Raw genomic sequence first — 25,830 nt, 5'->3', positions numbered from 1 at the left:
TGAGCCGGGCTTTGCATGAATCAGCCGGATACTGCTTCTGATGCTGGTTCGGCGCACTGCCGGCGTCTTGTCTGTGATCGTTGTGACCGCGCACAGACAGCGTGTATCTGTGCCTGTATTCAACGCGTTGCCAACCAGACCGACGTATTAATATTGCAGCATCCGCTCGAAGTACATCATGCCAAGGGCAGCGCGCGTCTGCTGCATTTATGCCTGGATCATTCCCGGATCATCTGTGGTGAACAGTTTGCGCCGGACCTGCTGGAGCAGGCCTTGTATGGGGTGGACAGCAGTGATCACCCGCATCATCAGCAACATCGCCTCTTACAGCGCAAGCCGGTATTGCTGTATCCGGATACCAGTCAGAATCAGGCGGCAGACCTGATGCCGTGGGATGCCGCAGCCTGTCCGCTGCCTGCCGAACTCACCGGCCTACGCCTGATTGTGCTCGACGCTACCTGGCGCAAAAGCCGCAAGATGCTGTATCTGAACCCGGCTCTGCAGCGCTTGCCCCGCGTCAGCCTGGAGCACATGCCCGCTTCGTATTACCGGATACGCCGGGCGCATCAGCCCGATCAGCTCTCCAGCCTCGAAGCCTGCGCCTATGCGCTGATGCGGATTGAACAGAACGAACAAAAATTCCAGCCCCTGTTGCAGGCGTTTGATGCTTTCATCAGTTTGCAAATGCAGAGAATGCCCGGTCTTTCAATCAATTCAGAACAAAAAGCCCCGCACAGTGGCGGGGCTCAATAGCGGTTGCGGTATTACTGAGCTGTTGAATCAAATCAGCACATTGATAATCGCATTGCCGATGCCGATCAGCGCGGAACCGGCAATCAAACCGGCGGAAATCGCTTCGCAGCCATCTACCCAGAACCGGTTGCCGCTGGTGCCGGGAACGGGATGACGTTTTTCCATGAGCCAGAATCCAAAGGCGCCGAGCCACATCATGATGCAGGCATCGGTCGGTAAAACCACGCCGAGGCCAATCGACACGGAAGAGAGCGGGAAGCGGCCTTTACTCTTTATTCCGGCGATTTCAAAAATAACGGCAAATACAGCGGCAACGATCATCGCCGTCACGGCGCTGGCAGGCAGGCTGCTGACACCGTGTGCAATCAGGTCGGCGACCCCTTTCCACTGCATCGCAGCCGGCATGGAAAACTGTTCAGAGACCAGCGTGGAGGTGCTGCGGACACCGTGGCTGTCTGGCGGCAGAAACAGCAGGAAATACAGTGGAATGCAAGCCAGTGCGCCAGAGATAATGCCGATCAGATGGCCGATAGCCTGCTGGCGCGGACGGGCGCCCAGCATATAACCCGGTTTAATGTCTGACAGCAGGCTGGAAGCATTTTGCGACACCTCGGCGGTGATCGCTGCCGGCAGCAGATTGCTGGCCGGATTGCTGCGGTCGATGGCACCGATGGTGAACTGGGTGATTTTCGACAATGCGCCGGTCGGCATCCAGGAAGTGAGCGCCATCGCATTGGTGCAGATCACGGTCAGCACAAAAATCATCGGTAATGAAATAAAAGCGAGCAGCCACGGAACGCCAAAGAAGGCATGAGTAGTCCATGCCGCCAGTACGCTGAACACCGGTACGCCGACGTAGGAAATCCACAGCGGTACTTCAATATCCGCCAGCAGATCGACTTTTTCTTCAGCGCTTTTTTTGCGGCCAAAATTTTTGAAGACATTGGTAAAAATTTCCGGTTTGGCCAGTAATCCGACCAGAGAGCCTGCAACCATCATGGCAACGGCCCACCACAAACCCCACTGGTTCAGGATTTCAATACGCGATACAGGGACGGTTTTGCCGGCAGCCGATACCCGTTCGGCGATATCGCCGCGTTGTATCATCCACGGCGCCAGAATCGCGAAATTGAGCAGATTGCCAAGCAGAACGCTGCTGGCAACGCGTATACCCATCAGTCCGCCCACACCCAGCATGGCTGCGTCAACCGTGAAGCGCAGACCCAGTGTGCGAAAATCGACTCCCAGGATTTTCGGTACCCACAGATCATATTTGGCCATTGCAGCGTAGTAATAATCATCGAAGCGTTCGTGTATGGTCCACGCTTCTTGTATACCGGTCCATTTGTCCATCGCGAGCAGGCGAATCTGTATCAGTTTCATCCAGCCGTCGCTGATCAGCAATTGGTAGGCTGCGCTCAGCAAACCAGTGACAGCCAGTTGTTTGGCCTGGAACATGCCTTGTTTGCCGTCGGAAGAATACAGCGCATCGAGCACCACGCCGCAGGCGCCGCCTTCCGGAAATGGCAGCTGATCTTCATTGATGAAACGCCGCTTCATCGGGAATGCCACCAGCACGCCGAGTATCGATGTGATCACGATCCAGATCAGCATCTGCCACCAGGGGATGATGACGCCGGTGACCAGCATATACGCCGGCAGACTGGCAATCATCGGGGTGATCATATAGCCAGCGGAAGTGGCGATGGATTGCGTGCAGTTATTTTCAAGAATGGTAAAGTCTTTGGCAATGCCGGCATTGTGCAGCGCCCTGAAGATGGCAAAAGCAAGAATGACGCTGATCAGATTCACGCCAATGGCCACACCGGTTTTGCCGCCGATATATAAAGCCGTGGCGGCGAGGATGCCACCGAGCAGAAAGCCCGTCAGAGCAGAGCGCAAAGTGAGCTGCGCCATGTCGCCGCGATAGATATTGTTAAACCACCATTCGTCCTTTTGGGACCGGGTCCAGGTGCGGATCTGCTGTTCGGATAATTGTTGCAGCGCCATTGCGTCTCCAGAGGAAAATATCGGATACATCTGTTGGCGGTGAGTCCGGGTCAGACGGGCCGCAAGCAGATTCATCAAGCCTGAAAATCTGTTCAGGTGCGGCAGTATCCAAGCCCTGTCAGACAGTGTCAAGATGGCGGGCTTGAAATCCGCATTTTCGTTGGATTTGCCGTGTCAGGACAGAAAATAATCAATCGTTCTGAGCCGGTCAGAGCGATATAAAGAATATGTGCGGGATATCAAAGACGGGGCGTAAAAAATAAAAAAGCCTTGCAAATACATGCAAGGCTTTTTTGTGCGACGCAGGAAAACTGCGCGTACAAGCGGCAATTACATCATGCCGCCCATACCACCCATGCCGCCCATACCACCCATGTCGCCCATGCCTGCTGCTGGCTTGTCTTCTGCCAGTTCAGCAACCAGTGCGTCAGTTGTCAGGATCAGGCCAGCAACGGAAGCCGCGTTCTGCAGAGCGGAACGGGTGACTTTTGCCGGATCCAGAATACCCATTTCGATCATGTCGCCGTAGGTATCGTTTGCAGCATTGAAGCCGTAGTTGCCGGAACCGTTTACAACGGCGTTCACAACAACGCTTGGCTCGCCGCCAGCATTGGCTACGATTTCGCGCAGCGGTGCTTCAATCGCTTTCAAGACCAGCTTGATACCGGCATCCTGATCGTGGTTGTCGCCTTTGATTTCGCCAGCTGCAGAGCGTGCGCGCAGCAGAGCAACGCCACCGCCAGGAACCACGCCTTCTTCAACCGCTGCGCGTGTTGCGTGCAGTGCATCTTCAACGCGCGCTTTTTTCTCTTTCATTTCAACTTCAGTTGCAGCGCCAACCTTGATCACGGCAACACCGCCTGCCAGCTTGGCAACGCGTTCCTGCAGTTTTTCACGGTCGTAGTCAGAAGTTGCTTCTTCGATCTGAGCGCGGATTTGTTTTACACGTGCTTCGATAGCGATAGCCTGGCCAGCACCGTCGATCACAGTGGTGTTTTCCTTGCCGATTTCAACACGTTTAGCCTGACCCAAATCTGTCAGAGTTGCTTTTTCCAGTGTCAGACCGACTTCTTCAGCGATCACGTTACCACCAGTCAGAATAGCGATATCTTCCAGCATCGCTTTACGACGATCACCAAAGCCTGGAGCCTTAACAGCAGCAGTTTTCAGGATGCCACGGATGTTGTTGACAACCAGAGTTGCCAGCGCTTCGCCATCGACGTCTTCCGCGATGATCAGCAGTGGACGGCCGGATTTAGCCACTTGTTCCAGTACTGGCAGCAGATCACGGATGTTCGAGATTTTTTTGTCGAACAGCAGGATGAATGGATTTTCCAGAATCACGGATTGTTTTTCTGGGTTGTTGATGAAGTATGGTGACAGATAGCCACGGTCAAACTGCATACCTTCAACGATGTCGAGTTCGTTGTTCAGGGACTTGCCGTCTTCTACAGTGATCACGCCTTCTTTACCGACTTTGTCCATCGCGTTAGCAATGATGTCGCCGATGTCTGCGTCAGAGTTGGCAGAGATGGAACCAACCTGCGCGATTTCCTTGTTGGTCGTTGTTGGGCGGGACAGTGTTTTAACTTCAGCCACCAGTGCTGTCACTGCCTTGTCGATACCGCGCTTCAGGTCGGTCGGGTTGTAACCGGCGGCGACGTATTTGAAGCCTTCGCGTACGATCGCCTGAGCCAGTACGGTTGCTGTTGTTGTGCCGTCACCTGCGTTGTCGGAGGTTTTGGAAGCAACTTCCTTCACGAGCTGAGCGCCCATGTTTTCCAGCTTGTCTTTCAGTTCGATTTCTTTAGCAACGGAAACACCGTCTTTAGTCACAGTAGGCGCGCCGAAAGAGCGTTCCAGAACCACGTTACGACCTTTAGGGCCCAGAGTGACTTTTACTGCGTTCGCCAGAATGTTGACGCCATTAACGATCTTCGCGCGTGCGTCATCGCCAAATACAACTTGTTTAGCTGCCATGTTATTTTCTCCAGAATCTTGGGAATATCTAAGTGCTTAGGAATATGAATTATTTCTGTACGATCGCGAAGATGTCTTCTTCACGCATTACCAGAACTTCCTGACCGTCAACTTTGACAGCCTGACCGGAATATTTGCCGAACAATACGCGGTCGCCGACTTTTACTTCCAGCGCACGTACTGTGCCGTTATCCAATTGTTTGCCAGCACCAACGGCCAATACTTCACCCTGGTCTGGTTTCTCAGCTGCAGCGTCAGGCAGAACGATACCGGAAGCGGTTTTGGTTTCCTGATCCAGACGTTTAACGATCAGACGATCGTGCAGAGGACGAAGGTTCATACAAGCTCCTTTAAATTTGCGAGTAATTGCTAAAATGTTCATTCAGAGGTGGGGAATGGCGTTGTTAGCACTCTATCCCAACGAGTGCTAATTATATGGGCGGGGTAGCTGCTTTTCAAGAAAGAAAAGTGAAGAATTTGAAAATAGTTTTAAAAATCAAAGAATTAGGGTGATGTATTGCCGTTATGAACGGGATATCGTTTTGATTTTTTTAAAATTTCTTTTTGGAAATATTGATGTGCGTGGGCGAACAGGGCGTAGTGTTGTTGAACCCTGTTACCGGTGGCAGACGGGAAGTTTGGGTTATTGTCCCAGCAACTGGCGTGCCCATGCCAGCAGTTGCGAGGCTGGCATGGTGCCACTCTGGCGGCCGAGTTCGCGGCCGTGGTGCATCAGCACCAGCGTCGGGATGCTGCGGATGGCAAATTGCTGGCTGGCGGCAGGGGCGGCGTCGCTATCGACTTTGACGAAACGGATTCCGGGCATCTGGCGTGCGGCTTCGGCAAACTGGGGCGCCATGGCGCGGCAGGGGCCGCACCACTCTGCCCAGAAGTCGATCAGCACCGGCAATTCGGTTTTTGCCAGGAATTTGGGCAGCGCCTGATCGCTGATGGCGACCGGTTCGGCGGCCATCAGTGCGTGCCCGCACTGACCGCAGACGGGCTGATCAGACAGACGTTCATCAGGAATCCGGTTGGTGGCTGTGCAATGCGGGCAGACGAGGTGCATGATCGCTCCTTACATAAGACTCAGTATGAAAATCAGCAGCCGGGACGGATGCCGAGTTTGCGCAGGATATTTTCCATCAGGCACCACTTGGTGAAGCCGCTCTGGAACAGGTTGATGCCGACAAACGCGGTGAAACCCAGCCACCACTGGTTGACAAAAACCGGGCTTTCCGGAATGCCGAGCGCCAGGCTCAGTAAGATAAAAAATCCTGCAACGATACGGACGACTTGCCAGCTGGTCATGATCAGACTCCTTCAGTGTAAAACAAACGATTAAAAAACATACCAATAACAAACATCAAACAGCGATAAAAACGCTTAAGCCGCTGCGCTGTAACGGCGCTGATAAGCTGTGTAATACAGCAGGGGAATCACCACCAGCGTCAGCACGGTGGATACGAAAATTCCGAATATCAGTGAAATAGCGAGACCGTTAAAGATCGGATCATCGAGGATGAAAAAGGCGCCCATCATCGCTGCCAGACCGGTCAGTGCAATCGGCTGGGCACGGGTGATGGCGGAATTCACTACTGCGTCTTTGAACGCCATGCCGTCAGCAAGCTGCACATGGATAAAGTCAACCAGCAAAATCGAATTGCGCACGATGATGCCGGCCAGCGCAATCATGCCGATCATGCTGGTGGCGGTGTATTGCGCGCCGAGCAGGGCATGTCCCGGCATCACGCCAATGATGGTCAGCGGGATCGGCGCCATGATGATCAGTGGTGTCAGATAAGAGCCAAACTGCGCCACCACCAGCAGATAAATCAGGATCAGGCCGACGCCATAGGCCGCCCCCATGTCGCGGAATGTTTCATAAGTGACCTGCCATTCGCCATCCCATTTCAGGCTGAATCCACGATACGGATCGGCTGGCTGATGGATGAAGTATTCTTCAATGCGGCCGCCGTCAGGCGCGGTCAGCTGACCGATGGCATGACGCATGCCAAACATGCCGTACAAGGGGCTGTCGATTTTTCCTGCCATGTCGGCAACCACGAAATTCACGCCCAGTCCGTCTTTATGGTAACGGGGCTGCTCACGCAATTCATCGCTGATGCTGACCAGTTCACGGACCGGAACAATCCCGCCTTTGGCATTTCTGACGCCGAGCGCCAGCAGCGTGTCCAGGCTGCCTTGCTGTGCGGGTGGCAGATGCAGATTCAGCGATGCCGGATACTTGGTTTCGTCATGCAGATAACTGGTGGCTTCACCTGCCAGTCCGGCACGCAGTGTGCTGACAATCGCCGCCTGGGAAATACCGAGCTGCGCCGCTTTGCGACGATCGACCAGCAATACTTTGCGCGGGGCGTTGGCAATGCTGTTGTCGTCCACATCGACAATACCGGCAGTTTTTTCAAACACGCCGCGTACTGACTTGGCAAGCTGGCGGCGGCCTTCCGGCGTCGGGCCGTAAATTTCTGCCACAATCGGTGACAGCACTGGCGGACCAGGCGGCACTTCGACGATTTTTACATTCGCCGCATAAGCGCGGGCAATTTTTTGCAAGGCCGGACGTACTCTGGTGGCAATCGCATGGCTCTGGTCGCTGCGATGATGCTTGTCGACCAGATTCACCTGAATGTCGCCGACTTCACCGCCGGCACGCAGATAGTACTGGCGTACCAGTCCGTTGAAATTGATCGGACCGGAGGTGCCGGCATACGCCTGATAGTCACTGACTTCCGGTACGGTCTGCAGATAGGCACCGAGCTCATGCAGTACGGCAGCGGTTTGTTCAACCGGCGTTCCTGCGGGCATATCGACCATGACCTGAAATTCAGATTTATTGTCAAACGGGAGCATTTTTAACTGCACCAGTCCGATGACCGGCAGTGCGACGGACAGTGCAATCAGCACGGCAACACCCAGTCCCAGCTTACGGCGGTTACCGGTGCCGGTGCGGTCATCCAGAAACGGCCGGAATACGCGGGTGAACAGCGGGCGCAGTTTGTCGGCCATGCCGCCAGCCGCATGATGACCTTCTTTCATCCACAGACTGGCAAGCCAGGGCGTGACGATGAAGGCAATCGCGAGCGACAGCAGCATACCCATGCTGGCATTGATCGGAATCGGGCTCATGTACGGGCCCATGAGGCCGCTGACAAATGCCATCGGCAGCAGGGCAGCAATGACGGTCAGCGTTGCCAGAATGGTCGGACCGCCGACTTCATCGACTGCGCCGGGAATGATCTGCCGCAGTGTTTTGTCAGGAAACAGCGCCTGATGCCGGTGGATGTTTTCGACCACGACAATCGCGTCATCGACCAGAATACCGATCGAAAAGATCAGCGCAAACAACGACACCCGGTTCAGGGTAAAGCCCCATGCCCAGGATGCAAACAGCGTCACAGTCAGCGTCAGGATGACGGCTGTACCAACGATGGCTGCCTCGCGCCGGCCCAGCGCCAGAAACACCAGTGCGACTACCGAAGCGGTGGCAAACAGCAGTTTCTGAATCAGCTTTTTGGCCTTGTCGTCAGCGGTCTGGCCGTAGTTGCGGGTGGTGCTGACTTCCACACCGGCAGGAATCACGCTATTGCGCAGATTGCCGGCCCGTGCGATGACGGCATTGGCGACATCAACGGCATTCTGGCCCGGTTTTTTGGTAACGGCGATGGTGACGGCCGGATATTCCGCGCCGCTTTTTCCGGCAGTGCCATGCCAGACATAGCGTGCAGCGGGCAAGGCGCCATCGCTGACTGCAGCGACATCCTGCAGGAATACGGGTTTGCCCGCGCTGACGCCCACCACCAGCTCACCGACCTGCTGTGCGCTGCTCAGGAAGGGGCCGGATTCGATCGATACCGACTGATTTCCCGCCAGCAGTTCGCCCGCAGGCAAGCCCAGATTGGCCGCCTGCAGACTGTTGCGCAGGTCGCTGATAGTCAGACCGCTGGCGGCCAGTCGCTGCGGATCGAGTTCAATATTGATGGCGCGGCCGGGGCCGCCGGTCGTCATGACTTCGCGTGTGCCGGGCACCCGTTTCAGATCGGCTTCGATACTGTGGGCGATCTGTTCCAGGTCAAACGCGCCGGTCTGCGGGTTTTTGCTCCACAGCGTGAGTGAAACGATGGGCACATCATCAATACCTTTGGGTTTGATCAGCGGTTCTTGCGTACCCAGATTGGCGGGCAGCCAGTCACGGTTGCTGTGTACCGTGTTATACAGGCGCACCAGCGCCTCGGTGCGGGGAACGCCGACTTCAAACTGAACCGTGATGACTGCCAGCCCGGGGCGGGATACCGACGTCACATGCTCGACATTGTTAATCTGGCTCAATACCTGTTCGGCAGGAATGCTGACCATCTGCTCCACGTCGGCTACCGAAGCGCCGGGAGACGGAATCAGCACGTTCGCCATCGTGACATTGATCTGCGGCTCTTCTTCGCGCGGTGTTACCAGTATCGCAAACAGACCCAGCAAAAAGGCGACCAGCGCCAGCAGCGGCGTGATCTGCGCCGACTGGAAAAACGCGGCGATACGGCCAGAAATACCCAGAGTGGTTTTCATCGGCGGCTCCTTATTTTCCGGCAGAAACAGCGGCGGCAGCCAGCGGGTCGGTGGCGATCTGTTCACCGGCAGCCACACCGCTCAGGATTTCCTGTTCACCGCCGTTGACGGCACCGGGTCTGACCTGGCGCAGCAAGGGCTGACCCTGCGCATTGACCACATACACGGCATACAGTTCAGCACGCCGGAACACGGCTTTGGCAGGAACAAACAGCCGGGCCGCTTCACTGGTTTTGAGCGGGGCATTTACCGGCAGGCTGGCGCGGGCAAACATGCCGGGGGCAAGACCGTTCAGATTGGCGGGTAAATCCAGTCTGACCTGCACGGTATGGGTTGCTGCATCAGCAGCGGGCAATACGGTGACTTTTGTCGCGGTGATCCAGCGCTGTGCTTCGGGCAAACCGGCGACAGAAACCTGTACTGCCTGACCTGTTGCCAGCTGGGGAGCTTTTTCCTGTGGCACGGTGACGCTGACCCGCATCGCTGACGGATCGTAGACCGTCATCAATGGGCGACCCGGCATCGCCATATCGCCCATCGTGACCGGCACCTCGGTCAGCAAGCCGTTGTAAGGCGCGGTGAGCGTGTAAAAGCCCGACTGGGTCTGCACGGCAGCCGCCTGCGCCAGTTGCGCATTGGCCTGAGCGCTGGCGCTCTGGTACTGCGACTCGGCACGGTCTAACTGTGCCTGGCTGATGTAGTTTTTGGCGAACAGCTGTTTCTGGCGTTCAAAATCCTTGCTCGCGACCTGCAGCGCAGCCCGTGCCGCATCGACCTGGGCGCGGCTGGCGCTGGCTTCCTGATTGGCGGCGCGGGCATCAATCCGCACCAGTACCTGCCCGGCTTTCACAGCATCGCCGGCTTTCACCGGCAATTGCACGATGGCGCCGGAAATCTGCGCCGAAATCACGCTCTGCCGCACGGCCTCGACGACGCCGTCTGCCTGATAGCGCTGCCCCTCCTGACTGGAACGCACTGGCGCTACGGCAAGACCCGCGGCCTGGGCAAGCGGGAGGTGGCTTAGCAAAGTGCCTGCAAACGTCAGCGCAGCAAGGCGGATGGCAGTGCGGGTCATGGTCGGATCTCCTGAATAGCGGGTTGCAAGAATAAGATTGCGCTCAAAGTAAAATCATTATATAGTTATTTGCATGAATGCGCAAATAATTATTTCATGTTTTTCCCAAAATGCTGATCTTCATAAATTTTTAAAAAGTCCAGAACGATGGCTGATCTGAAAATGTGTCATTCTGAGCAGGATGATTCCGGCCGGGCCTATGCTGCATTGGCGCAACACTTCGCCATGCTGGCAGAGCCGACCCGCCTGCGCATCCTGCATCTGCTGCGTGATCAGGAGCTGAATGTCGGCATGCTGGCGCAACAATGTCATTGCTCGCAGGCAAATATTTCACGGCATCTGCATGCGCTGACTCAGCATGGCATGTTGCGGCGTGAAGCGCGTGGCAATACCGTTTACTACAAAGTCATTGACAGCTCGGTGTATCTTTTATGCACGCTGGCCTGCGATAAACTGTCGCAGCAATCACAGCAACAGGCTGCCCTGTTTGGCGCAGCGCGCGCAGATGCCGACTGATTCTGCTGGCGCACCGGCTGGCGAATATCTTTTCTCCTGTTTTTCGCATCTCTTTTGGCATAGTCGTGGCAGTGACGCCGCATGTTTTGCCGGTCACGGTTCTGATGGCTGATAATAAGATATTTCCATCGCATTGTATGAATAAAAAATCATCCGTATTGATGCAAAAACAGTTTTATCCCGAACACACAATGTGAGTTTTTGTGAAGCAAGATTTTATTGCCGGAAAAACAGGGAAAATAGCGGTATAAATTGATTACCCTGCTTTTTGCGCCACTCCCGGAGTGGCTTCAGGAGGCTGGCTGACAGAAAATATTGAATCCAATCACGGTGTTGCGGAACAACGCACCTTGCAGCGCTGTGCTTACACCGCCATGTTTTACCGAGAATGGCCGGATCAGGAGGAGTTCCCGATGTTGTCCCGAATGCGTTTGTCAACGCTTGTTCTGATGCTGATTGCCGTGCTGCTGCCGCTGCGCGTCATGGCGATGTCCGTGATTTTTCTGAATCCGGGAAAGCATGATGAAATCTACTGGCAGACCGCGGCTAACAGCATGTCGGCCGCAGCCAAAAATCTCGGCATCGACCTGGAAATCATGTACGCCGAGCGCAATCACCTGCGGGCACTGGAATTTGCACGGCAAATCGCGGCCAGACCGGCGGCGCAGCGGCCTGACTATGTGATTCTGTCGAACGATTACTCGACCGGTCTGGAGGTGATCCGCACGCTGGACACGGCGAATATCAAAACCTTCCTCGCTTTCAGCGGCATGCATGACACTGCCGACAAGGTGCCGATGCCGCAACCCCGCCAGCAATTCAAGGGCTGGCTCGGTTCGCTGGAACCGCGTGCCACGGATGCCGGCTATCTGACTGCACGTGCCTTGTTTGAACGGGGTATGGCAGAACATCTGGCAGCGCCTGACGGCAAGCTGCATATGCTGGTGATTGCCGGAGACCGCTCCACGCCGACCTCGTTGCGCCGCAATGAAGGAATGCGGCAGGCTGTGGCCGAGGCAAAAAATGTCGTGATCGATCAGGAAATCTATGGCGAATGGAATCGCGCCAAAGCCAGGGAGCAGAGCGAATGGTTATACAAGCGCCATCCGCAGGCGCGGCTGATCTGGGCGGGAAATGACCTGATGGCGTTCGGCGCGATGGACAGCTGGCGCGCGCAGGGCGGAAAACCGGGAACCGATGCGCTTTTCAGCGGCATCAACACTTCGCAGGAAGCGATTGCCGCGGTAGAGGACGGCAGCATGACGGCACTGGCTGGCGGTCATTTTATTGCCGGGGCATTCGGTCTGGTGATGCTGTATGACTACCATCACGGACGCGACTTCATTGATGAAGGGCTGGAGCTGAACCGTCCGATGTTCATCTTGCTGAATAAAGAAGAAGCCCGGCATTTTCAGATGCTGTTCGGACAAATGAATTTCGATAAAGTCAATTTCAGGAAATTCAGCAAGGTACTCAATCCTTTGCTGAAAAAATATGATTTCAGTTTCCGGCAATTACTCATACAGACACCTCAGGCCGTTTCCCGAAAATGAAACCCAGACTTTTCCAGCCGATCGCCAGTCAGCTTGTCCGCAGTGTTTTCAAATGGGTGATCCTCTGTATTTTTGGTTTCAGCAGCCTGCAGGCCTGGCTGAATTACAGCGCCATCGAGCGTAATTTCAATATGACCATTCAGGACGTCGCGCATACGCATTTACCTTTGCTGGCGCTGGCGATCTGGGATATTGAGCCGGAAACGATACGCAAACAAATGGCTTTGCTGGTGCAGAATCCGCATATAGCCCACGTGCAGATCAGGGTCAGCACCGGCCAGCAGTTTGCCGCCGGTACGGTCATACCTGAGACGAGCAGCGAGCGCCTGTTGTTTTCGATTCCGTCCCCCACTGGTGACGGGCGTGAAGTCGGTACTATGGAGCTGGTGATTAACCGCGCTGAACTGCGCGGCGAACTGATCCGGAGTTTGCTGATCGTCCTGATTGAAGTGGTGCTGCTGGCAATTTTTATCCTGGTGGCGCTGATTTCGATATTGCGGCGGGATCTCGAAAAACCGATGCACCAGCTGGCGGATTTTGTGAAAAACCTGCAGGCCAACCGCTTGTCCACCCGGCTGGAATTAAGCATGCCGCCGGGTCACCGGTATAACGAAATTGATCTGGTGGTCGACGGTTTCCGCGTTATGCAGGACAGCATACAGAAGCATATCGACAATCAGGATGCCGTGGTGGCCGACCGCACCCGGAAGCTGGAACGCGCTCTGGCAAAGCTGCGCCAGCTGTCGATGACGGATGGCCTGACCGGTTGTTACAACCGGATGATGCTCAACGAAAGGATGCCGGGAGAAATGCAGCGGGCTGTGCGTTATGACCGGGCGCTGGCGCTGATTTTTTGCGATATCGATTTTTTTAAATCGGTCAATGATCTGTACGGACATGCTGCCGGGGATCAGGTGCTGGTGGCCTTTGCAGAATGCCTGCAGTCGGAACTGCGCGCCGATGTGGACTGGCTGGTGCGCTATGGTGGCGAGGAATTCATTGTGGTGTTACCGGAGACAAGCTTGTCCGCTGCGATTGAAGCCGCGGAACGGATGCGTCTGCAGGTGGAACAGCACTTGAAAATCCAGATCAGCGATGGCCGCGTGCTGAATATCACGGCCAGTTTTGGCGTTGCCGAAAAAGCGCAGAATGATACGCCGGAGATGTTGATACAGCGTGCGGATGAATGGCTGTATTTTGCCAAGCATCATGGCCGCAATCAGGTGCAGCCGGCGGAAGATTATTCAGCAGCAACGATCATTGCGAACTGACAGACTGACAGGATGCAGGCGGTTATCGCTGCAATAATATTTTCCGCGCGTTGCTCACCAGTGCCGCAGACAGACGGGCGAGACGAGGTGTCTGTATTTTCCAGTGATGCCAGTACAGCGCCACATCGACCGGGTGCGCCGGCATCAGCTGGACCAGCGTTGTTCCGGCAGGCAGCTGATCGAGCATCAGACCGGGGATCATCCCCCAGCCCAGCCCCAGACAGACCGCGCGGAGATAGGCGCTGGCCGCCGGGATGAAATGCGCCGGACAGGCGGTTTCATGCAGGCCAAAGTGCTGCATCAGAAAATCGGCCTGCAGCCGGTCTTTGCGGTTGAAATTCAGTACCGGCGCATCGCAGGCCGCACTGCGTGTCATGCCCTGCGGGAACCAGCGATCACAGAATGCCGGTGCCGCCACCGCGTGATAACGCATCACGCCCAGCGGTTCTGCGACGCAGCCGCGCATGGCATCGTTTTTGGCGGAAATGCAGCCCAGTACCATGCCGCTGGAAAGCAGCGCATCGGTATGCTCCTGGTCATCGATGGTCAGATCGAGCAGAATCCGTTCCCCGGTTAATAAGTCCGACAGGGCGGGCAGCGTCCAGCTGTCGAGGCTGTCGGCATTCACGGCCAGCGCGATGCTGACCGGGGCATGGCTGGCGCCGCTCAGTTCATGCTGCAGATCACGTTCCATTTCCGCAATGCGGCGCAGATGCTGCAGTAATTTCTGACCTGCCGGCGTGGCACGGCAGGGGCGGCTGCGCACCAGCAGCGTCGTGCCAGACTGTGTTTCCAGTGCTTTTACCCGTTGCGAGACCGCGGAGGCCGTCAGGTGCAGGGTCAGCGCAGCCTGCTCAAAGCTGCCGCGGTCAATGACGGTCAGAAAGGCTTCGCATTGCTTGCTGTCGAGCCGGGGCAGAGAGTTCATCGGTATTTAAATTAAGAAAAATTAATGAATCTGAAAATATTTTAAATTTACTTCAAATTTAACGATCGCGACACCACAATGTGCATCTGACAAACATCTCCCTATAAGGGAGGAAAGGAATCCAGGCGTGCTGACTTTTTTCATAAAGGGCCTGAGTCTCAGCGCAGGCATGATCGTTTCCATCGGCTTCCAAAATGCCCATGTGCTGCGCATGGGGCTGCGGCGCGAGCATGTGGCGCTGACAGTGTTGATCTGTATTGTCTGTGAAGCATTGCTGATACTGACGGGCGTGGCTGGAATGGGACGGCTGGTGGCCGCCAGCCCGTTATTGCTGACAGCAGCCCGCTGGGGCGGTGCGTTGTTTCTCAGCTGGTATGGGCTTCGCTCCTGGCAGGCGGCATGGCGCGGGGAAAGCCTGCGGGCAGAGCGGGGCGGCGTTGCGCTGACCGGACGTCAGGCTGCCGGTTCTGTGCTGGCGGTGACTTTGCTGAATCCGCATGTGTATCTGGATACGGTCATTTTGCTGGGCGCGATCGGCGGCCAGATGCCGGGTCCGGGTAAATACTGGTTTGCCGGCGGTGCGATCGCCAACGCGGTCATCTGGTTTACCGCACTGGGTTTCGGGGCGCGGCTGCTGGCTCCCGTATTTGCCAGACCACAGGCCTGGCGGGTACTGGACAGCCTGATCGGCGGCATTATGCTGATGCTGGCCTGGGGATTAGTGGCTGCTTGAGGTTGCGCAGGCCATGCGCTGCCGTTTGATCCGGTGCATGGAATGGGGCGCCGATTTATGGTAAGTTTCGTCGCATGAAACGAGAACCATGGCGACTCCTGCTGATTGTGCTGATACTGCTGCTGCCCGTTCGGGGCTTTGCTGCAATCGGTATGTCGTTTCCTGCCGGCAGCTTGTCAGTCGCGGCAGAGGCGCATTGTGCAGAAGCGTCACAGACCGCCGGCGCATCCCATCCCGTCACCGCATCTGACCGTCAGCTGGTTTCGGGCGACCTCCCGTCAGACACGCAAGGTCACCACCAGAAATCCGGTTTGTCAGATCATTGCAAAGACCTGTCTTCTGCCTGCTGTACCGGACTGGCAATCACGAGCGTCCTCCTTTTCATGCCACAGCACTCGCTGGCGGCAGCGATGAATGGTGCGGCGTTTCCCGCATTTTCCCCGGCTCTGGCACGGTTGCCGGAGCGCCCGCCCAGACTGCGCACGATCATTCTTCTCTGACTGCCATTCCGCAACGACGGAATGACGGTGGAGTAACGGTGGCGTGTGACAACATGACACGCCACACAGTATCTGAATGATCTGTCGCAGGCAGGTCGGACTTTCTATGACGAGGATGTATGTTTTCATTAACCCGGCGTTCTGCCGTGTGGTTTCTTCCCGCTGCCTGGCTATTGACGGCCTGCAGCAGTTTTCAGCCGGAACAGGCGATCGGCCAGATCAATCAGGATCTGGCCGCCATGACGCAATCCCGGCTCCGGCTGGCGCAATATCCCGGCCAGATGGCGCAGTTACGCACCAGCGCAGACGAATTGCTGCAACAGGAGTTGACGCAGCCGGCAGCGGTGTCGGTGGCGCTTGCAAACAGTCCTGCCATGCAGGCTATGCTGGCGCAATACTGGGCCGATGGCGCTGCGGCGGTTCAGGGCGGCAATCCGGTGAATCCCTGGTTTCGCTTTGAGCGCAGCCGTTTGTTGGATGAGCTCGATATTGCCAGAGCGATCAGCGTCGGTCTGCTTGATCTGCTGACGCTGCCGCAGCGAAAATCGGTCGCCCAAAGCCGTCTGCAGCAGACCCGGCTGCAACTCAGCATGGATGTCGTGGACCGGCTGGCGCAGGTCCGTGCTGCGTGGGTGAGGGCCGTCGCCGCGCAGCAGGCTTTGCTGTACGCACAGCAAGTCAGTGAACTGGCAGAAGCCGGTTCGGAGCTGGCGCAACGTATGCGCAAGGCAGGCAATTTCAGTGCCTTGCAGGCCGCCAGGCAGCAGGCATTTCACGCCGATGCTGTCACCCAGCTCGCCGCCGCCCGGCACCGGCAGCTTGCTACTCGGGAAGTGCTGGTGCGCTTGCTGGGACTGGACGAGACACAGCAACAGCAATTGCGTTTGCCATCGCATTTGCCCGAGTTGCCCGCCGTACCAGTGGCTGCCGGAGAATTGGCAGCAACGGCGCCGCAGACCCGGCTCGATGTGCGGCTGGCGCAGGCACAGTTTGAAAACGCCATGCGGCAGCAAGGCTTAAACAGTATCACCAGCCTGACCGACCTGGAGCTGACAGTCAAACGCGACACGGTATTTGCGGCTTCATCTGCTGGCGGCGAAACCCGGCGCGGCGTTGAAGTGGCCGTGCGTCTGCCGGTTTTTGACTCCGGACAATTGCAGCGCGAAGCGATGAATGCACAAACGCTGGCAGCCAGTTACCGGCTGGAGCAAACCACCCGCAATGCCGCATCCAGCCTGCGTGAAGCGTATTCCGCTTATTTGCGCAGCTACGATATTGCGCAGCATTATCGACAGGAAATCCTGCCGCTCCGGCAGCGCATCGCTGATGAAAATCAGCTGCGCTATAACGGCATGCTGATCGGCGTCTTTGATCTGCTGGGTGATGCGCGGGAGCAAATTGCCAGCGTCATCGCAGCCATCAATGCCGGACAGCAGTTCTGGCTGGCCGATGCCGCACTGCAGGCGGAGCTGACCGGCACGCCGGCCAATCTGGCGGTGAATGCCACTGGCACCGCTGCTGCATCAGACAACGCACATTGATGGTTCCGGCGCAGCGGATACCGATACAGGAAAGATAACGATGAATTCAAGAAGAGATTTTTTTAAGACGGCAGGAATCGCAGGCGGCGCGCTGGCGGCCGGTGCCGTGAGCCGGGTGGCGCTGGCAGCATTACCGGAGGCCGTGACCCGGCAAAGCCCGGATACCATGCCGCCGCTGATGCCGGAGACCGGGCGGCCGTACCAGCCGGTTGTCACGCTGAATGGCTGGACGCTGCCGTGGCGCATGCGACAGGGGGTGAAGGAGTTTCATCTGGTGGCAGAACCCGTCGCACGCGAGATGGCTCCCGGCATGATTGCCCACCTCTGGGGATATAACGGCCAGAGTCCGGGGCCGACGATCGAGGTGGTGGAGGGCGACCGGGTCAGGATTTTTCTGACCAACCGGCTGCCGGAACATACCAGTATGCACTGGCACGGCCAGCGTCTGCCGAATGGCATGGATGGCGTGTCCGGCCTGACCCAGCCACCGGTAGCGCCGGGAAAAACCTATGTCTATGAATTCGTGGCGCGCCGTCCCGGGACCTTCATGTATCACCCGCATGCTGACGAAATGACGCAGATGGCGATGGGGATGATGGGTTTGTGGATCACGCATCCGAAAGGCAGGCATCCGCTGATTGCCGAAGTGGACCGCGATTTCGCCTTCCTGATCAATGCCTACGATATTGAGCCCGGGGCTTCCCGGCCGAATATCGCCACCATGACCGAATTCAATCTGTGGTCGTGGAACAGCCGCGTTTTTCCGGGCATTGACAGCCTGAATGTGCGGCAAAATGACCGGGTCCGGATCCGGGTCGGTAATCTGACGATGACCAATCACCCGATTCACCTGCACGGTCATGAATTTATGGTCACCGGAACCGATGGCGGCGCCATACCGAAAACGGCGCGCTGGCCGGAAGTGACGACCGATATTGGTGTCGGCCAGATGCGGCAGATTGAACTGATCGCCGACGAGGAAGGCGACTGGGCGCTGCACTGCCATAAGAGCCATCACACCATGAATGCGATGGGCCACAGCGTACCGACCATGCTTGGTGTACAGCAGCAGGATGTGGCGGAAAAAATCAGCAAGCTGATTCCTTCTTACATGGCGATGGGGGAAAACGGGATGGCAGAAATGGGTATGATGTCCATGCCTTTGCCGGAAAATACCTTGCCGATGATGACGGGCGAGGGACCGTTCGGCAGTCTTGAAATGGGCGGAATGTTCAGCGTGATGAAAGTCCGTAAAAATCAGAAGCCGGGCGACTACCGGGACCCGGGCTGGTATCGCCAGCCTGCGGGAACAGCGGCATATGAGTATCACGGCAACCCCGGCGAGCCGGTGCGCGCAGACAGCGCCGCTACCCCGGATGCTCAGGCGCAACATGCCGGACATGAAATGCACCAGCATCCGGCAGTAGAAGTGCAGGTCGTTAAACCGCAGCATCACAGCGGGCACTGAGTGAGCCCTGGCTGCTGACCGTATCAGGCAGACCCGTGCGGCGCGAGGTGCGGGTCTGGCTGCCCGGCCTGCGCCAGCTTGCGTTGCCAGGCGAAGGTCGCAGCATGCCAGAATGCCGGAATGGTGGCGATGTGGTCGCCAATGACCAAGCCCAGGAAGTGGGCTGCCGGTATCAGTGCTTCGTGCAGCAGGTCGTTGTCGCCGCGGTCAAAGGCCAGTGCACCGGTTTGTTTGGACAGCTTTTCACCATCGGCGTTGGTGACTACGGGCACATGCAAATAACGGGGAACCGGCAACCCCAGCAACTGCTGCAGATACATCTGCCGCGCTGTCGAATCCAGCAAGTCCGCGCCGCGCACCACATGCGTGATGCCCTGCGCGGCATCGTCCACCACCACCGCGAGCTGATACGCCCAGAAGCCATCGGCGCGCTTCAGGACAAAATCACCGACCTCGCTCGCCAGATTCTGCACTTGCGGTCCGCACAGACGGTCAATAAAGCGAAATACGGCGGCATCGCCATCCGGCACACGCAGACGCCAGGCACGCGGTGTTTTTCCGGTGGCCAGACCGTGACGGCATGTGCCCGGATAAATCTGGCTGGCGGCTGTTCCTGCCGTTGCGCCGCTGCGCAGGAGGGAGTCGGCAATTTCCTTGCGTGAGCAGGCGCAGGGATAGACCTGCGTGCCGAGCTGCTCCAGCGCTGCGGCATACAATGCCTGACGACGGCTTTGCCAGACCACCTCGCCATCCCACTGCATGCCGCAACGTTGCAGCGAATGCAATATCTGCTGATCGGCTCCGGCAACATTGCGGTCAAAGTCCAGATCCTCGATCCGCACCAGCCAGCGTCCGTGCTGTGCCTTTGCATCCAGATAACTGGCCATCGCCGCCACCAGCGAGCCCATGTGCAAAGGGCCGGTTGGCGAGGGGGCAAACCGGCCGGTGTAGTTTGCCGCCGGGGAAAAATGATTGGTTACCTGCATCCGTATCAAACTGTTCAACGTTCGTGAAATAGCCCGGCTCTTATGCGCCGAGCAGCATTTTCTGTACCATCGGGTCGCTGAGTTTCTGCACAAACCATTTCAGTGCTTTTCCCTTGTTGCCTGTACGCCAGACGATGCGGTTATTGCCGGCAGGCCGGCTGTTGGTGGTCTGCTTTTCGATCAGCGTTCCGGCATCCAGATGCGGCTGCGCAATGCGGCGCGGCAGATGTCCGCAACCAAGACCTGCCAGCTGTGCTGACAGCTTGGCCTGTATCGATGGTACCGTCAGCGTATCCTGCCCGGTCAGCAGGCCGGCGGTCATGCTGGGAAGAGTCAGCCCGGTATCCCCGACCGCGACGGCACGGTGCGCCTGCAGCAGGGCAGGCGTCAGCGGCTCGGCTGCGCTGGCGAGCGGATGCTGTGGCGCGACGGCAAACACCCAGTCGATATTACCCAGCACCCGCGACTGAAAATCGCCGCGCATGCGGATAGCATCAGGGCCGTCATGGGCAGCGCCGATGGCAAGGTCGGCCCGGCCTGACACCATGCTTTCCCAGACACCGGACAACACCTCTTGCGAGATCCGGATGCGCGTGCCGCAGCCATGTTGTTCAAATTCCTGAATCAGGGGAATCAGATCATCAAAACGGATCACGCCATCCAGCACGATCCTGAGCTCGGCTTCCCACCCGCTGGCAGCGCGTTTGACGTGATTTTCCAGTTCCTGTGCAGCACTCAGCAGATGCCTGCCTTGCATCAGCAGCTCTTCGCCGGCAATCGTCAGCTTGGCCTTGTGACCGCGGCGGTCATACAGCAGCACATCCAGATCTTCTTCCAGCTTGCGGATGCTGTAAGTGATTGCTGACGGCACTTTATCCAGCGCCGCCGCCGCACCAGCAAAGCTGCCTTTGCGGTCAATCGCATCCAGAATCTGCAACGCTTCCAGTGTCAGGTTCATGTATTCAATAAATTTGAATGAGTCATTGTAAAAAATGCCCTTATATCATCCAATGTGATTGTATATATTGGAGTTCATAAGTCAAATATTTTGAATGGATTACATCATGATCAGTTTCAGACGCGCCCACGAACGCGGTTATGCCGAACATGGCTGGCTGAAGTCGTATCACAGTTTTTCATTTGCCGATTATTACGATCCGCAGCACATGGGCTTTGGCCCCCTGCGGGTGATTAACGATGACCGGATTGCGCCGGGCATGGGATTCGGCACCCATCCGCACCAGAATATGGAAATCATCACCTATGTGCTGGAAGGAGCGATAGCGCATCAGGACAGCATGGGCAATGGCAGCACTATCCGGCCCGGTAACGTGCAATACATGAGCGCAGGCACCGGGGTGCGCCATTCGGAGTTTAACCCCTCCCCCTCAGAGCATACCCGGCTGCTGCAAATCTGGATTGAGCCGGATGTGCCGGGCAAGGCGCCACGTTACAGCGAAAAAACCTTCAGTGCCGCTGAGAAAAACGGACAGTTGCGGCTGGTGGCTTCACCCGACGGAGAGCAGGATTCGGTCGCTATCCGCCAGAATGCACGGCTCTACATCGGCCAGTTCAACGGCGATCAGCAGGCCGACATCAGTTTGTCGCCGCAGCGGCTGACGTATGTGCATCTGGCGCGCGGCGAACTGAGTGTCAACGGTGTGCCATTGCAGGAAGGCGATGCCGTGAAATTACAGGATGAAAGCAGTTTGCACTTGTCTGCTGGCAAGCAGGCAGAAGTGCTGGTTTTTGATTTACCTCACTAATGGCGGCAAGTCCGCCTTTCAACTAGGAGCATGAAATGACAACAGTAGCAATTGTGTACCACTCTGGTTATGGTCATACCGCCAAGGCGGCCGAAGCAGTGCAGGCCGGTGCAGCCGCAGCGGGAGTCACAACAGAAATGATTGCAATTAACGCGGAAGGCAATATCAGCGACGCGCAATGGGCCAGCCTGGCTGCCGCCGATGCCATCGTGTTCGGTTCGCCGACTTACATGGGAACGGTTTCCTGGCAATTCAAAAAATTTGCCGATGCCTCGTCCAAGCCCTGGTTCAGCCAGCAATGGAAAGACAAGATCGCCGCCGGTTTTACCAACTCGGCGACCATGAACGGCGACAAACTGACCACACTGCATTATCTGTTCACCTTGTCCCAGCAGCATTCCATGATCTGGGTTGGCACCGGTCTGATGCCAGCCAACAGCAAGGCGGCCCAGCGCAACGACATCAACTATGTCGGCAGCTTCAGCGGCCTGATGACGCAGTCTCCTTCCGATTCCACACCGGAAGAAGGCCCGCTGCCCGGCGATCTGGAAACGGCCAAACTGTTTGGCAAGCGCATCGCTGAAGTGGCACAGAAATTCCGCTGATTGATCGCCACCGCTTTTGCCGGGGTATCCGTCTCCGGCAAAGGACTTTGTCTTGAGTAAAAAAAACACCGCATTTTTTGCGGTGTTTTTTTTAAGAACATATGGGCACAGTGATCAGGTACAGATCAGGTGTGGCTTTCCTGGCTGGCTTTTTTGCAATGCGGGCAGGATTCACCGGGGATATACCACGGTGACAATTGTTCGCGTGGCGTCACTACCGCGCGGCAGGCGAAACACTGTTTGGTGTCGGTTGCTTCGAGTTGCGGATTCAGTGCGGTGCGGTAGTCGAAAACGAAGCAGTCGCCGTGATAATGGTCGCCGCCGACTTCTTCAAAATATTTGAGGATGCCGCCTTCAAGCTGGTAGACGCTCTGGAAGCCGACATTCTGCATGTGGATTGCCGCTTTTTCACAGCGTATGCCGCCGGTGCAGAAGGTCACCACGGTTTTGTCGTTGAGCTCGTCGCGATGCTCTTCGATGACCTTCGGAAACTCGGTGAACTTCGCAATACGGTAATCAATCGTGTTATCGAAACTGCCCACGTCGACTTCAAAGTCGTTACGGGTATCGACCATAACGACAGGCTTGCCGTTGTCGTCATGTCCCTGATCCAGCCAGCGTTTGAGCGTCTGCGCATCCACGGCTGGCGCGCGGCCTTCTTCCGGCTTGATCAGCGGCATGCGCATGGTGATGATTTCGGCTTTCAGCTTGACCAGCAGTTTTGTGAAAGGCTGGCGGTCCGAAAAACTCTCTTTCGCCACCACATCGGCAAAGCGCGGGTCCTGATGCAGCCAGTCCATGTAGGCATCAATTTCATGACGCAAACCGGCGAGGAACATATTGATGCCTTCCGGGGTCAGCAGGACTGTGCCTTTCAGGTTTAATTCTTTGCATTTATCGATGAAGGCCTGGCGTTTTTCCGCGGTATCGTCGAAGGTGATAAATTTGTAGGCCGAGATATTAACGAAAGGTGTTTCAGGGGAGAGTGTTGCGACCGGCATAGTAAAAATTCAGTAAGTCATTGATTTGTCAGAATTATAGTGGAAAAGCCGGGTGCGCGCTCCCGGCAGTTTTATGCGGCGGGTGTCAGCAGCATTTCTATGTGCGGGATATCGTCTTCCAGATAGATACCGGACACCGTCTGAAAGCCGAAGCCGGCATAGAATTTTTCCAGATAGGCCTGGGCGCCGATTCTTACCGGCGCTGCCGGATACAGTCTGTGCAAAGCAGCGATACCATTGGCGATCAGTGCCTTACCGATCCCTGTGCCGCGCCATGCCTGCGTGCTTAAAACCCGTCCCAGAGAAGCTTCGGCAAAGCTGATGCCGGCGGGAACAATGCGCAGATAGGCGGCCAGCTGATGGTCGCTGCCCCAGGCGATCAGGTGATGGGAATGCGGGTCTTTGCCGTCGATATCCTGATACGGGCAATTTTGTTCCACGATAAATACGGCATTGCGCGCCTGGTAAATCTGATGCAGCTGGAAATTGCTGAGTTCATCGAAACGGGCGCATTGCCAATGCAGGGCGGTGGTATCTGACATAAAAAGTCCTGGTTGAAAATCACATTTGTTTAAACAAGTGGGCATACACTCTGCTGACGGTGAGCCGTTCATCGCTGTCACGCAGTTTCAGCGTGATTTTGCCGTTATCGTCTTTGTGGGCAAGGTGCACCTGCCGGATGTTCACCACGGTGCTGCGGTGTACCTGCCAGAAAATATCGCTGTCGAGCTGCGGCAGTAAATCGCGCAGGCTGCTGCGGATCAGGGAAGAATGCTCACGGGTCACGACGTTGACGTATTTGTCGGTTGCCTCGAAATACAAGACATCGTCAACCTGAATCATCCGGATATGGTTACCGACGGCTGCGCGGATCATGCGCAGCTTTTCAGGGCTGGCCGGCACACCGGGCAACAGATGTCCGGGCATGAGCTGGCGCAATTGTGCCAGCACCCGGTCGAGCTCACCGGCGCGTTGTAGCTGGTTGCCGAGACGTGCCTGCAAACGTTGTATGGTCTTGTGCAGGCGTTCTTCGGTGACCGGTTTCAGCACATAGTCCGATGCCGAATGCTCAAAAGCCTCCACCGCAAATTCGTCATAAGCCGTGACATACACGATCAGTGGAAAGGGGCGGTCTTCGGGCCATTCCTCGGCCAGTTCCTGAGCGACCTCCAGCCCGGATTTGCCGGGCATTTTAATATCGAGAAACAGGATGTCCGGCGTGGTGTTGAGCGCTGCATCAATAGCCGCAACACCGTTTTCAACCACGGCGCACAGTTCCAGCTCAGGCCAGAGCCTGCGCAGCATATGCTGCAGAGTCAGCGACAATACCGGTTCATCTTCAGCGATCAGGGCGCGTTTGGGGACATTCATCATCAGCATCAGTGAAAAGTTGGGTCAGGATAACCGGAGTAAGGAATCGTCAGCTCAGCAATGACGCCTTCGGGATGGTTCGGCGTTAAGGTCAGCGAGGCGCTCGCGCCGAAAATGGCTTGCAGACGTTCCCGGATATTGGCATTGCCGACATGGTGACCGTCGGCAGAGGGCGCTGGCTGTTCGTCATAGCCGAATGGCAGACCGAGTCCGGTATCGGCAATTTTCAGGCGCAGAAATCCAGTTGTTTTGCTGGCCTGAACCAGAATATGACCGCCCTCAATTTTGGGTTCCAGCCCGTGCCGGATGGCATTTTCCACCAATGGCTGCAACAACATCGGCGGGAGGGGAAATGCTGCCAGGTCAGGTGGCAGATCCAGTGTGTAGCTGAGCCGGCTTCCCATCCGTATCGCCAGTAAATCCAGATAAGCCCGGATCAGCGTGAATTCTTGTCCCAGCGTGGTGGTTTCCGCACGGGATGCGCATAGCGTGGCACGCAGGTACACGATCAGCTGTGTCAGCATATGCTGCGCCCGGGTGGCATCGATCGCAATCAGACCCTGCAGGTTGGCGAGGGTGTTAAACAGCATGTGCGGTTCAATCTGCGCTTGCAGCAACTGTAACTGGGTCTGCATCGCCTGCCGTTCAATTAAGGCATAGCGGGTTTTTTCTGCCTCTGCCTGAGCATGCAAGGCATTGATCTTGGCGCGGTTCCAGAATAGCCAGGCGACGATGGTGCTGATGATGCAGGTCATCGATACGAAGGTGATGACATAGTTTCCCTGCAGCGAAAACACCTCTTCCAGCGGATAGGAAAAAATAGTGGCTGAAATAGCGACGCCGGCAATAAAACCGAACGGCGACACAACAATGCACAGCAGATAAAAAGCCAGCATACCGGGTTCTTTGTCCGGCCAGATCAGATGCCGGCCAGTACGTATCAGTACATAGCAGCAAAAGCCGATCAGGTTGGAAAACACGATATTCTCAAACACCGAACCGTCAGGCCGCACGAGCAGGATGATGACGATGGCACACAGCTGATTAATCAGCAGCAAGCGGGGCATCTCGCCGAGTATGGTTCGCCAGGCACTGTTGGTATGCCGAAGATAAAACGCCCGCAGGTGTTGAAAAAAAGGTGTATTTCCGTACATAAGATAACTTCCACAATTCAGTCATCTCCGGATGGTAG

24 protein-coding genes are annotated in these 25,830 nt (G+C 56.5%); 10 read left to right on the top strand and 14 right to left on the bottom strand.

The genetic code is table 11. The features are described 5' to 3' along the window. Nucleotides 1-15: 15 nt before the first annotated feature. Nucleotides 16-753 (top strand): tRNA-uridine aminocarboxypropyltransferase, encoded by a 738-nt coding sequence (locus H8K27_RS08560; RefSeq protein ID WP_186862780.1) that lies wholly within the window; start codon nt 16-18, stop codon nt 751-753. Nucleotides 754-780: 27 nt separating this feature from the next. On the opposite strand, the gene H8K27_RS08555 is transcribed toward H8K27_RS08560, so the two are convergent. The 7 genes from H8K27_RS08555 to H8K27_RS08525 all read right to left on the bottom strand — a co-directional run bounded on the left by H8K27_RS08555 (nt 781) and on the right by H8K27_RS08525 (nt 10,399). Beyond that, nucleotides 781-2,763, bottom strand: a complete 1,983-nt coding sequence (locus H8K27_RS08555; RefSeq protein WP_186862779.1) for an OPT family oligopeptide transporter — start codon at nt 2,761-2,763, stop codon at nt 781-783. Nucleotides 2,764-3,093: 330 nt separating this feature from the next. Then, nucleotides 3,094-4,743 (bottom strand): chaperonin GroEL, encoded by a 1,650-nt coding sequence (gene groL / locus H8K27_RS08550; protein WP_186862778.1) that lies wholly within the window; start codon nt 4,741-4,743, stop codon nt 3,094-3,096. Between the two features lie 49 nt (nt 4,744-4,792). Then, nucleotides 4,793-5,083: a co-chaperone GroES gene (gene groES, locus H8K27_RS08545; protein WP_176802585.1), complete on the bottom strand. Its 291-nt coding sequence runs from the start codon at nt 5,081-5,083 to the stop codon at nt 4,793-4,795. 303 nt (nt 5,084-5,386) lie between these two features. Further along, nucleotides 5,387-5,812: a thioredoxin TrxC gene (gene trxC, locus H8K27_RS08540; protein ID WP_186862777.1), complete on the bottom strand. Its 426-nt coding sequence runs from the start codon at nt 5,810-5,812 to the stop codon at nt 5,387-5,389. 32 nt (nt 5,813-5,844) lie between these two features. Then, complete coding sequence (locus tag H8K27_RS08535; protein ID WP_176802583.1) at nt 5,845-6,054, bottom strand: YgaP family membrane protein; 210 nt, start codon at nt 6,052-6,054, stop codon at nt 5,845-5,847. Between the two features lie 75 nt (nt 6,055-6,129). Continuing rightward, on the bottom strand, nt 6,130-9,324 hold the full coding sequence (locus H8K27_RS08530; protein WP_186862776.1) for an efflux RND transporter permease subunit: 3,195 nt from the start codon (nt 9,322-9,324) through the stop codon (nt 6,130-6,132). Nucleotides 9,325-9,334: 10 nt separating this feature from the next. Further along, entirely contained in the window at nt 9,335-10,399 is a 1,065-nt protein-coding gene (locus tag H8K27_RS08525; RefSeq protein WP_186862775.1) for an efflux RND transporter periplasmic adaptor subunit, read from the bottom strand. A gap of 162 nt (nt 10,400-10,561) precedes the next feature. Here H8K27_RS08525 and H8K27_RS08520 point away from each other — a divergent pair, with 162 nt between their 5' ends. From H8K27_RS08520 to H8K27_RS08510, 3 genes are all read left to right on the top strand, one after another. Continuing rightward, nucleotides 10,562-10,915 carry an ArsR/SmtB family transcription factor gene (locus tag H8K27_RS08520; protein ID WP_186862774.1) on the top strand — a complete coding sequence of 118 codons (354 nt, stop codon included), beginning with the start codon at nt 10,562-10,564 and terminating at the stop codon, nt 10,913-10,915. Between the two features lie 284 nt (nt 10,916-11,199). After that, nucleotides 11,200-12,468, top strand: a complete 1,269-nt coding sequence (locus H8K27_RS08515) for an ABC transporter substrate-binding protein (protein ID WP_329604371.1) — start codon at nt 11,200-11,202, stop codon at nt 12,466-12,468. Continuing rightward, nucleotides 12,465-13,739, top strand: coding sequence for a sensor domain-containing diguanylate cyclase (locus H8K27_RS08510; protein ID WP_186862773.1), 1,275 nt, complete (start codon nt 12,465-12,467; stop codon nt 13,737-13,739). Before H8K27_RS08515 ends, H8K27_RS08510 begins: the two co-directional genes overlap by 4 nt. 22 nt (nt 13,740-13,761) lie before the next feature. On the opposite strand, the gene argP is transcribed toward H8K27_RS08510, so the two are convergent. Further along, nucleotides 13,762-14,667: an HTH-type transcriptional regulator ArgP gene (gene argP / locus H8K27_RS08505; RefSeq protein ID WP_186862772.1), complete on the bottom strand. Its 906-nt coding sequence runs from the start codon at nt 14,665-14,667 to the stop codon at nt 13,762-13,764. 169 nt (nt 14,668-14,836) lie between these two features. Here argP and H8K27_RS08500 point away from each other — a divergent pair, with 169 nt between their 5' ends. From H8K27_RS08500 to H8K27_RS08485, 4 genes are all read left to right on the top strand, one after another. After that, nucleotides 14,837-15,400, top strand: a complete 564-nt coding sequence (locus H8K27_RS08500; protein ID WP_186863093.1) for a LysE/ArgO family amino acid transporter — start codon at nt 14,837-14,839, stop codon at nt 15,398-15,400. Between the two features lie 74 nt (nt 15,401-15,474). Further along, nucleotides 15,475-15,900 carry a hypothetical protein gene (locus H8K27_RS08495; RefSeq protein WP_186862771.1) on the top strand — a complete coding sequence of 142 codons (426 nt, stop codon included), beginning with the start codon at nt 15,475-15,477 and terminating at the stop codon, nt 15,898-15,900. Nucleotides 15,901-16,019: 119 nt separating this feature from the next. After that, entirely contained in the window at nt 16,020-17,441 is a 1,422-nt protein-coding gene (locus H8K27_RS08490; RefSeq protein WP_186862770.1) for a TolC family protein, read from the top strand. Nucleotides 17,442-17,481: 40 nt separating this feature from the next. After that, the gene (locus H8K27_RS08485; RefSeq protein ID WP_186862769.1) at nt 17,482-18,909 is read left to right on the top strand and encodes a multicopper oxidase family protein; all 1,428 of its coding nucleotides are present in this window, start codon (nt 17,482-17,484) and stop codon (nt 18,907-18,909) included. A gap of 23 nt (nt 18,910-18,932) precedes the next feature. Here H8K27_RS08485 and gluQRS read toward each other — a convergent pair whose 3' ends face one another. Beyond that, nucleotides 18,933-19,895, bottom strand: a complete 963-nt coding sequence (gluQRS, locus tag H8K27_RS08480; RefSeq protein ID WP_186862768.1) for a tRNA glutamyl-Q(34) synthetase GluQRS — start codon at nt 19,893-19,895, stop codon at nt 18,933-18,935. 40 nt (nt 19,896-19,935) lie between these two features. Next, nucleotides 19,936-20,853 carry a LysR family transcriptional regulator gene (locus H8K27_RS08475; protein ID WP_186862767.1) on the bottom strand — a complete coding sequence of 306 codons (918 nt, stop codon included), beginning with the start codon at nt 20,851-20,853 and terminating at the stop codon, nt 19,936-19,938. A gap of 106 nt (nt 20,854-20,959) precedes the next feature. On the opposite strand from H8K27_RS08475, the gene H8K27_RS08470 reads away from it, so the two are divergent. Next, a complete protein-coding gene (locus H8K27_RS08470) occupies nt 20,960-21,661 on the top strand; it encodes a pirin family protein (protein ID WP_186862766.1) in 702 nt (233 codons plus the stop codon). Between the two features lie 35 nt (nt 21,662-21,696). After that, a complete protein-coding gene (locus H8K27_RS08465; protein WP_186862765.1) occupies nt 21,697-22,266 on the top strand; it encodes a flavodoxin family protein in 570 nt (189 codons plus the stop codon). A 125-nt stretch (nt 22,267-22,391) separates the two neighbouring features. Here the strand turns inward: H8K27_RS08465 and H8K27_RS08460 are convergent, their stop codons facing one another. The 4 genes from H8K27_RS08460 to H8K27_RS08445 form a co-directional block, all read right to left on the bottom strand. Beyond that, on the bottom strand, nt 22,392-23,267 hold the full coding sequence (locus H8K27_RS08460) for a sulfurtransferase (RefSeq protein WP_186862764.1): 876 nt from the start codon (nt 23,265-23,267) through the stop codon (nt 22,392-22,394). Between the two features lie 71 nt (nt 23,268-23,338). After that, nucleotides 23,339-23,809: a GNAT family N-acetyltransferase gene (locus H8K27_RS08455; RefSeq protein WP_186862763.1), complete on the bottom strand. Its 471-nt coding sequence runs from the start codon at nt 23,807-23,809 to the stop codon at nt 23,339-23,341. Nucleotides 23,810-23,828: 19 nt separating this feature from the next. Next, complete coding sequence (locus tag H8K27_RS08450; RefSeq protein WP_329604368.1) at nt 23,829-24,641, bottom strand: LytR/AlgR family response regulator transcription factor; 813 nt, start codon at nt 24,639-24,641, stop codon at nt 23,829-23,831. Between the two features lie 5 nt (nt 24,642-24,646). Further along, nucleotides 24,647-25,792, bottom strand: a complete 1,146-nt coding sequence (locus tag H8K27_RS08445; protein ID WP_186862762.1) for a sensor histidine kinase — start codon at nt 25,790-25,792, stop codon at nt 24,647-24,649. Nucleotides 25,793-25,830 lie beyond the last annotated feature (38 nt).

The organism is Cognatundibacterium griseum (assembly GCF_014284195.1).
GTDB classification, from domain to species: domain Bacteria; phylum Pseudomonadota; class Gammaproteobacteria; order Burkholderiales; family Burkholderiaceae_D; genus Undibacterium; species Undibacterium griseum.
Note: the sequence above shows the minus strand (reverse complement) of the source record. Positions and strands in the feature narration are given on the sequence as shown.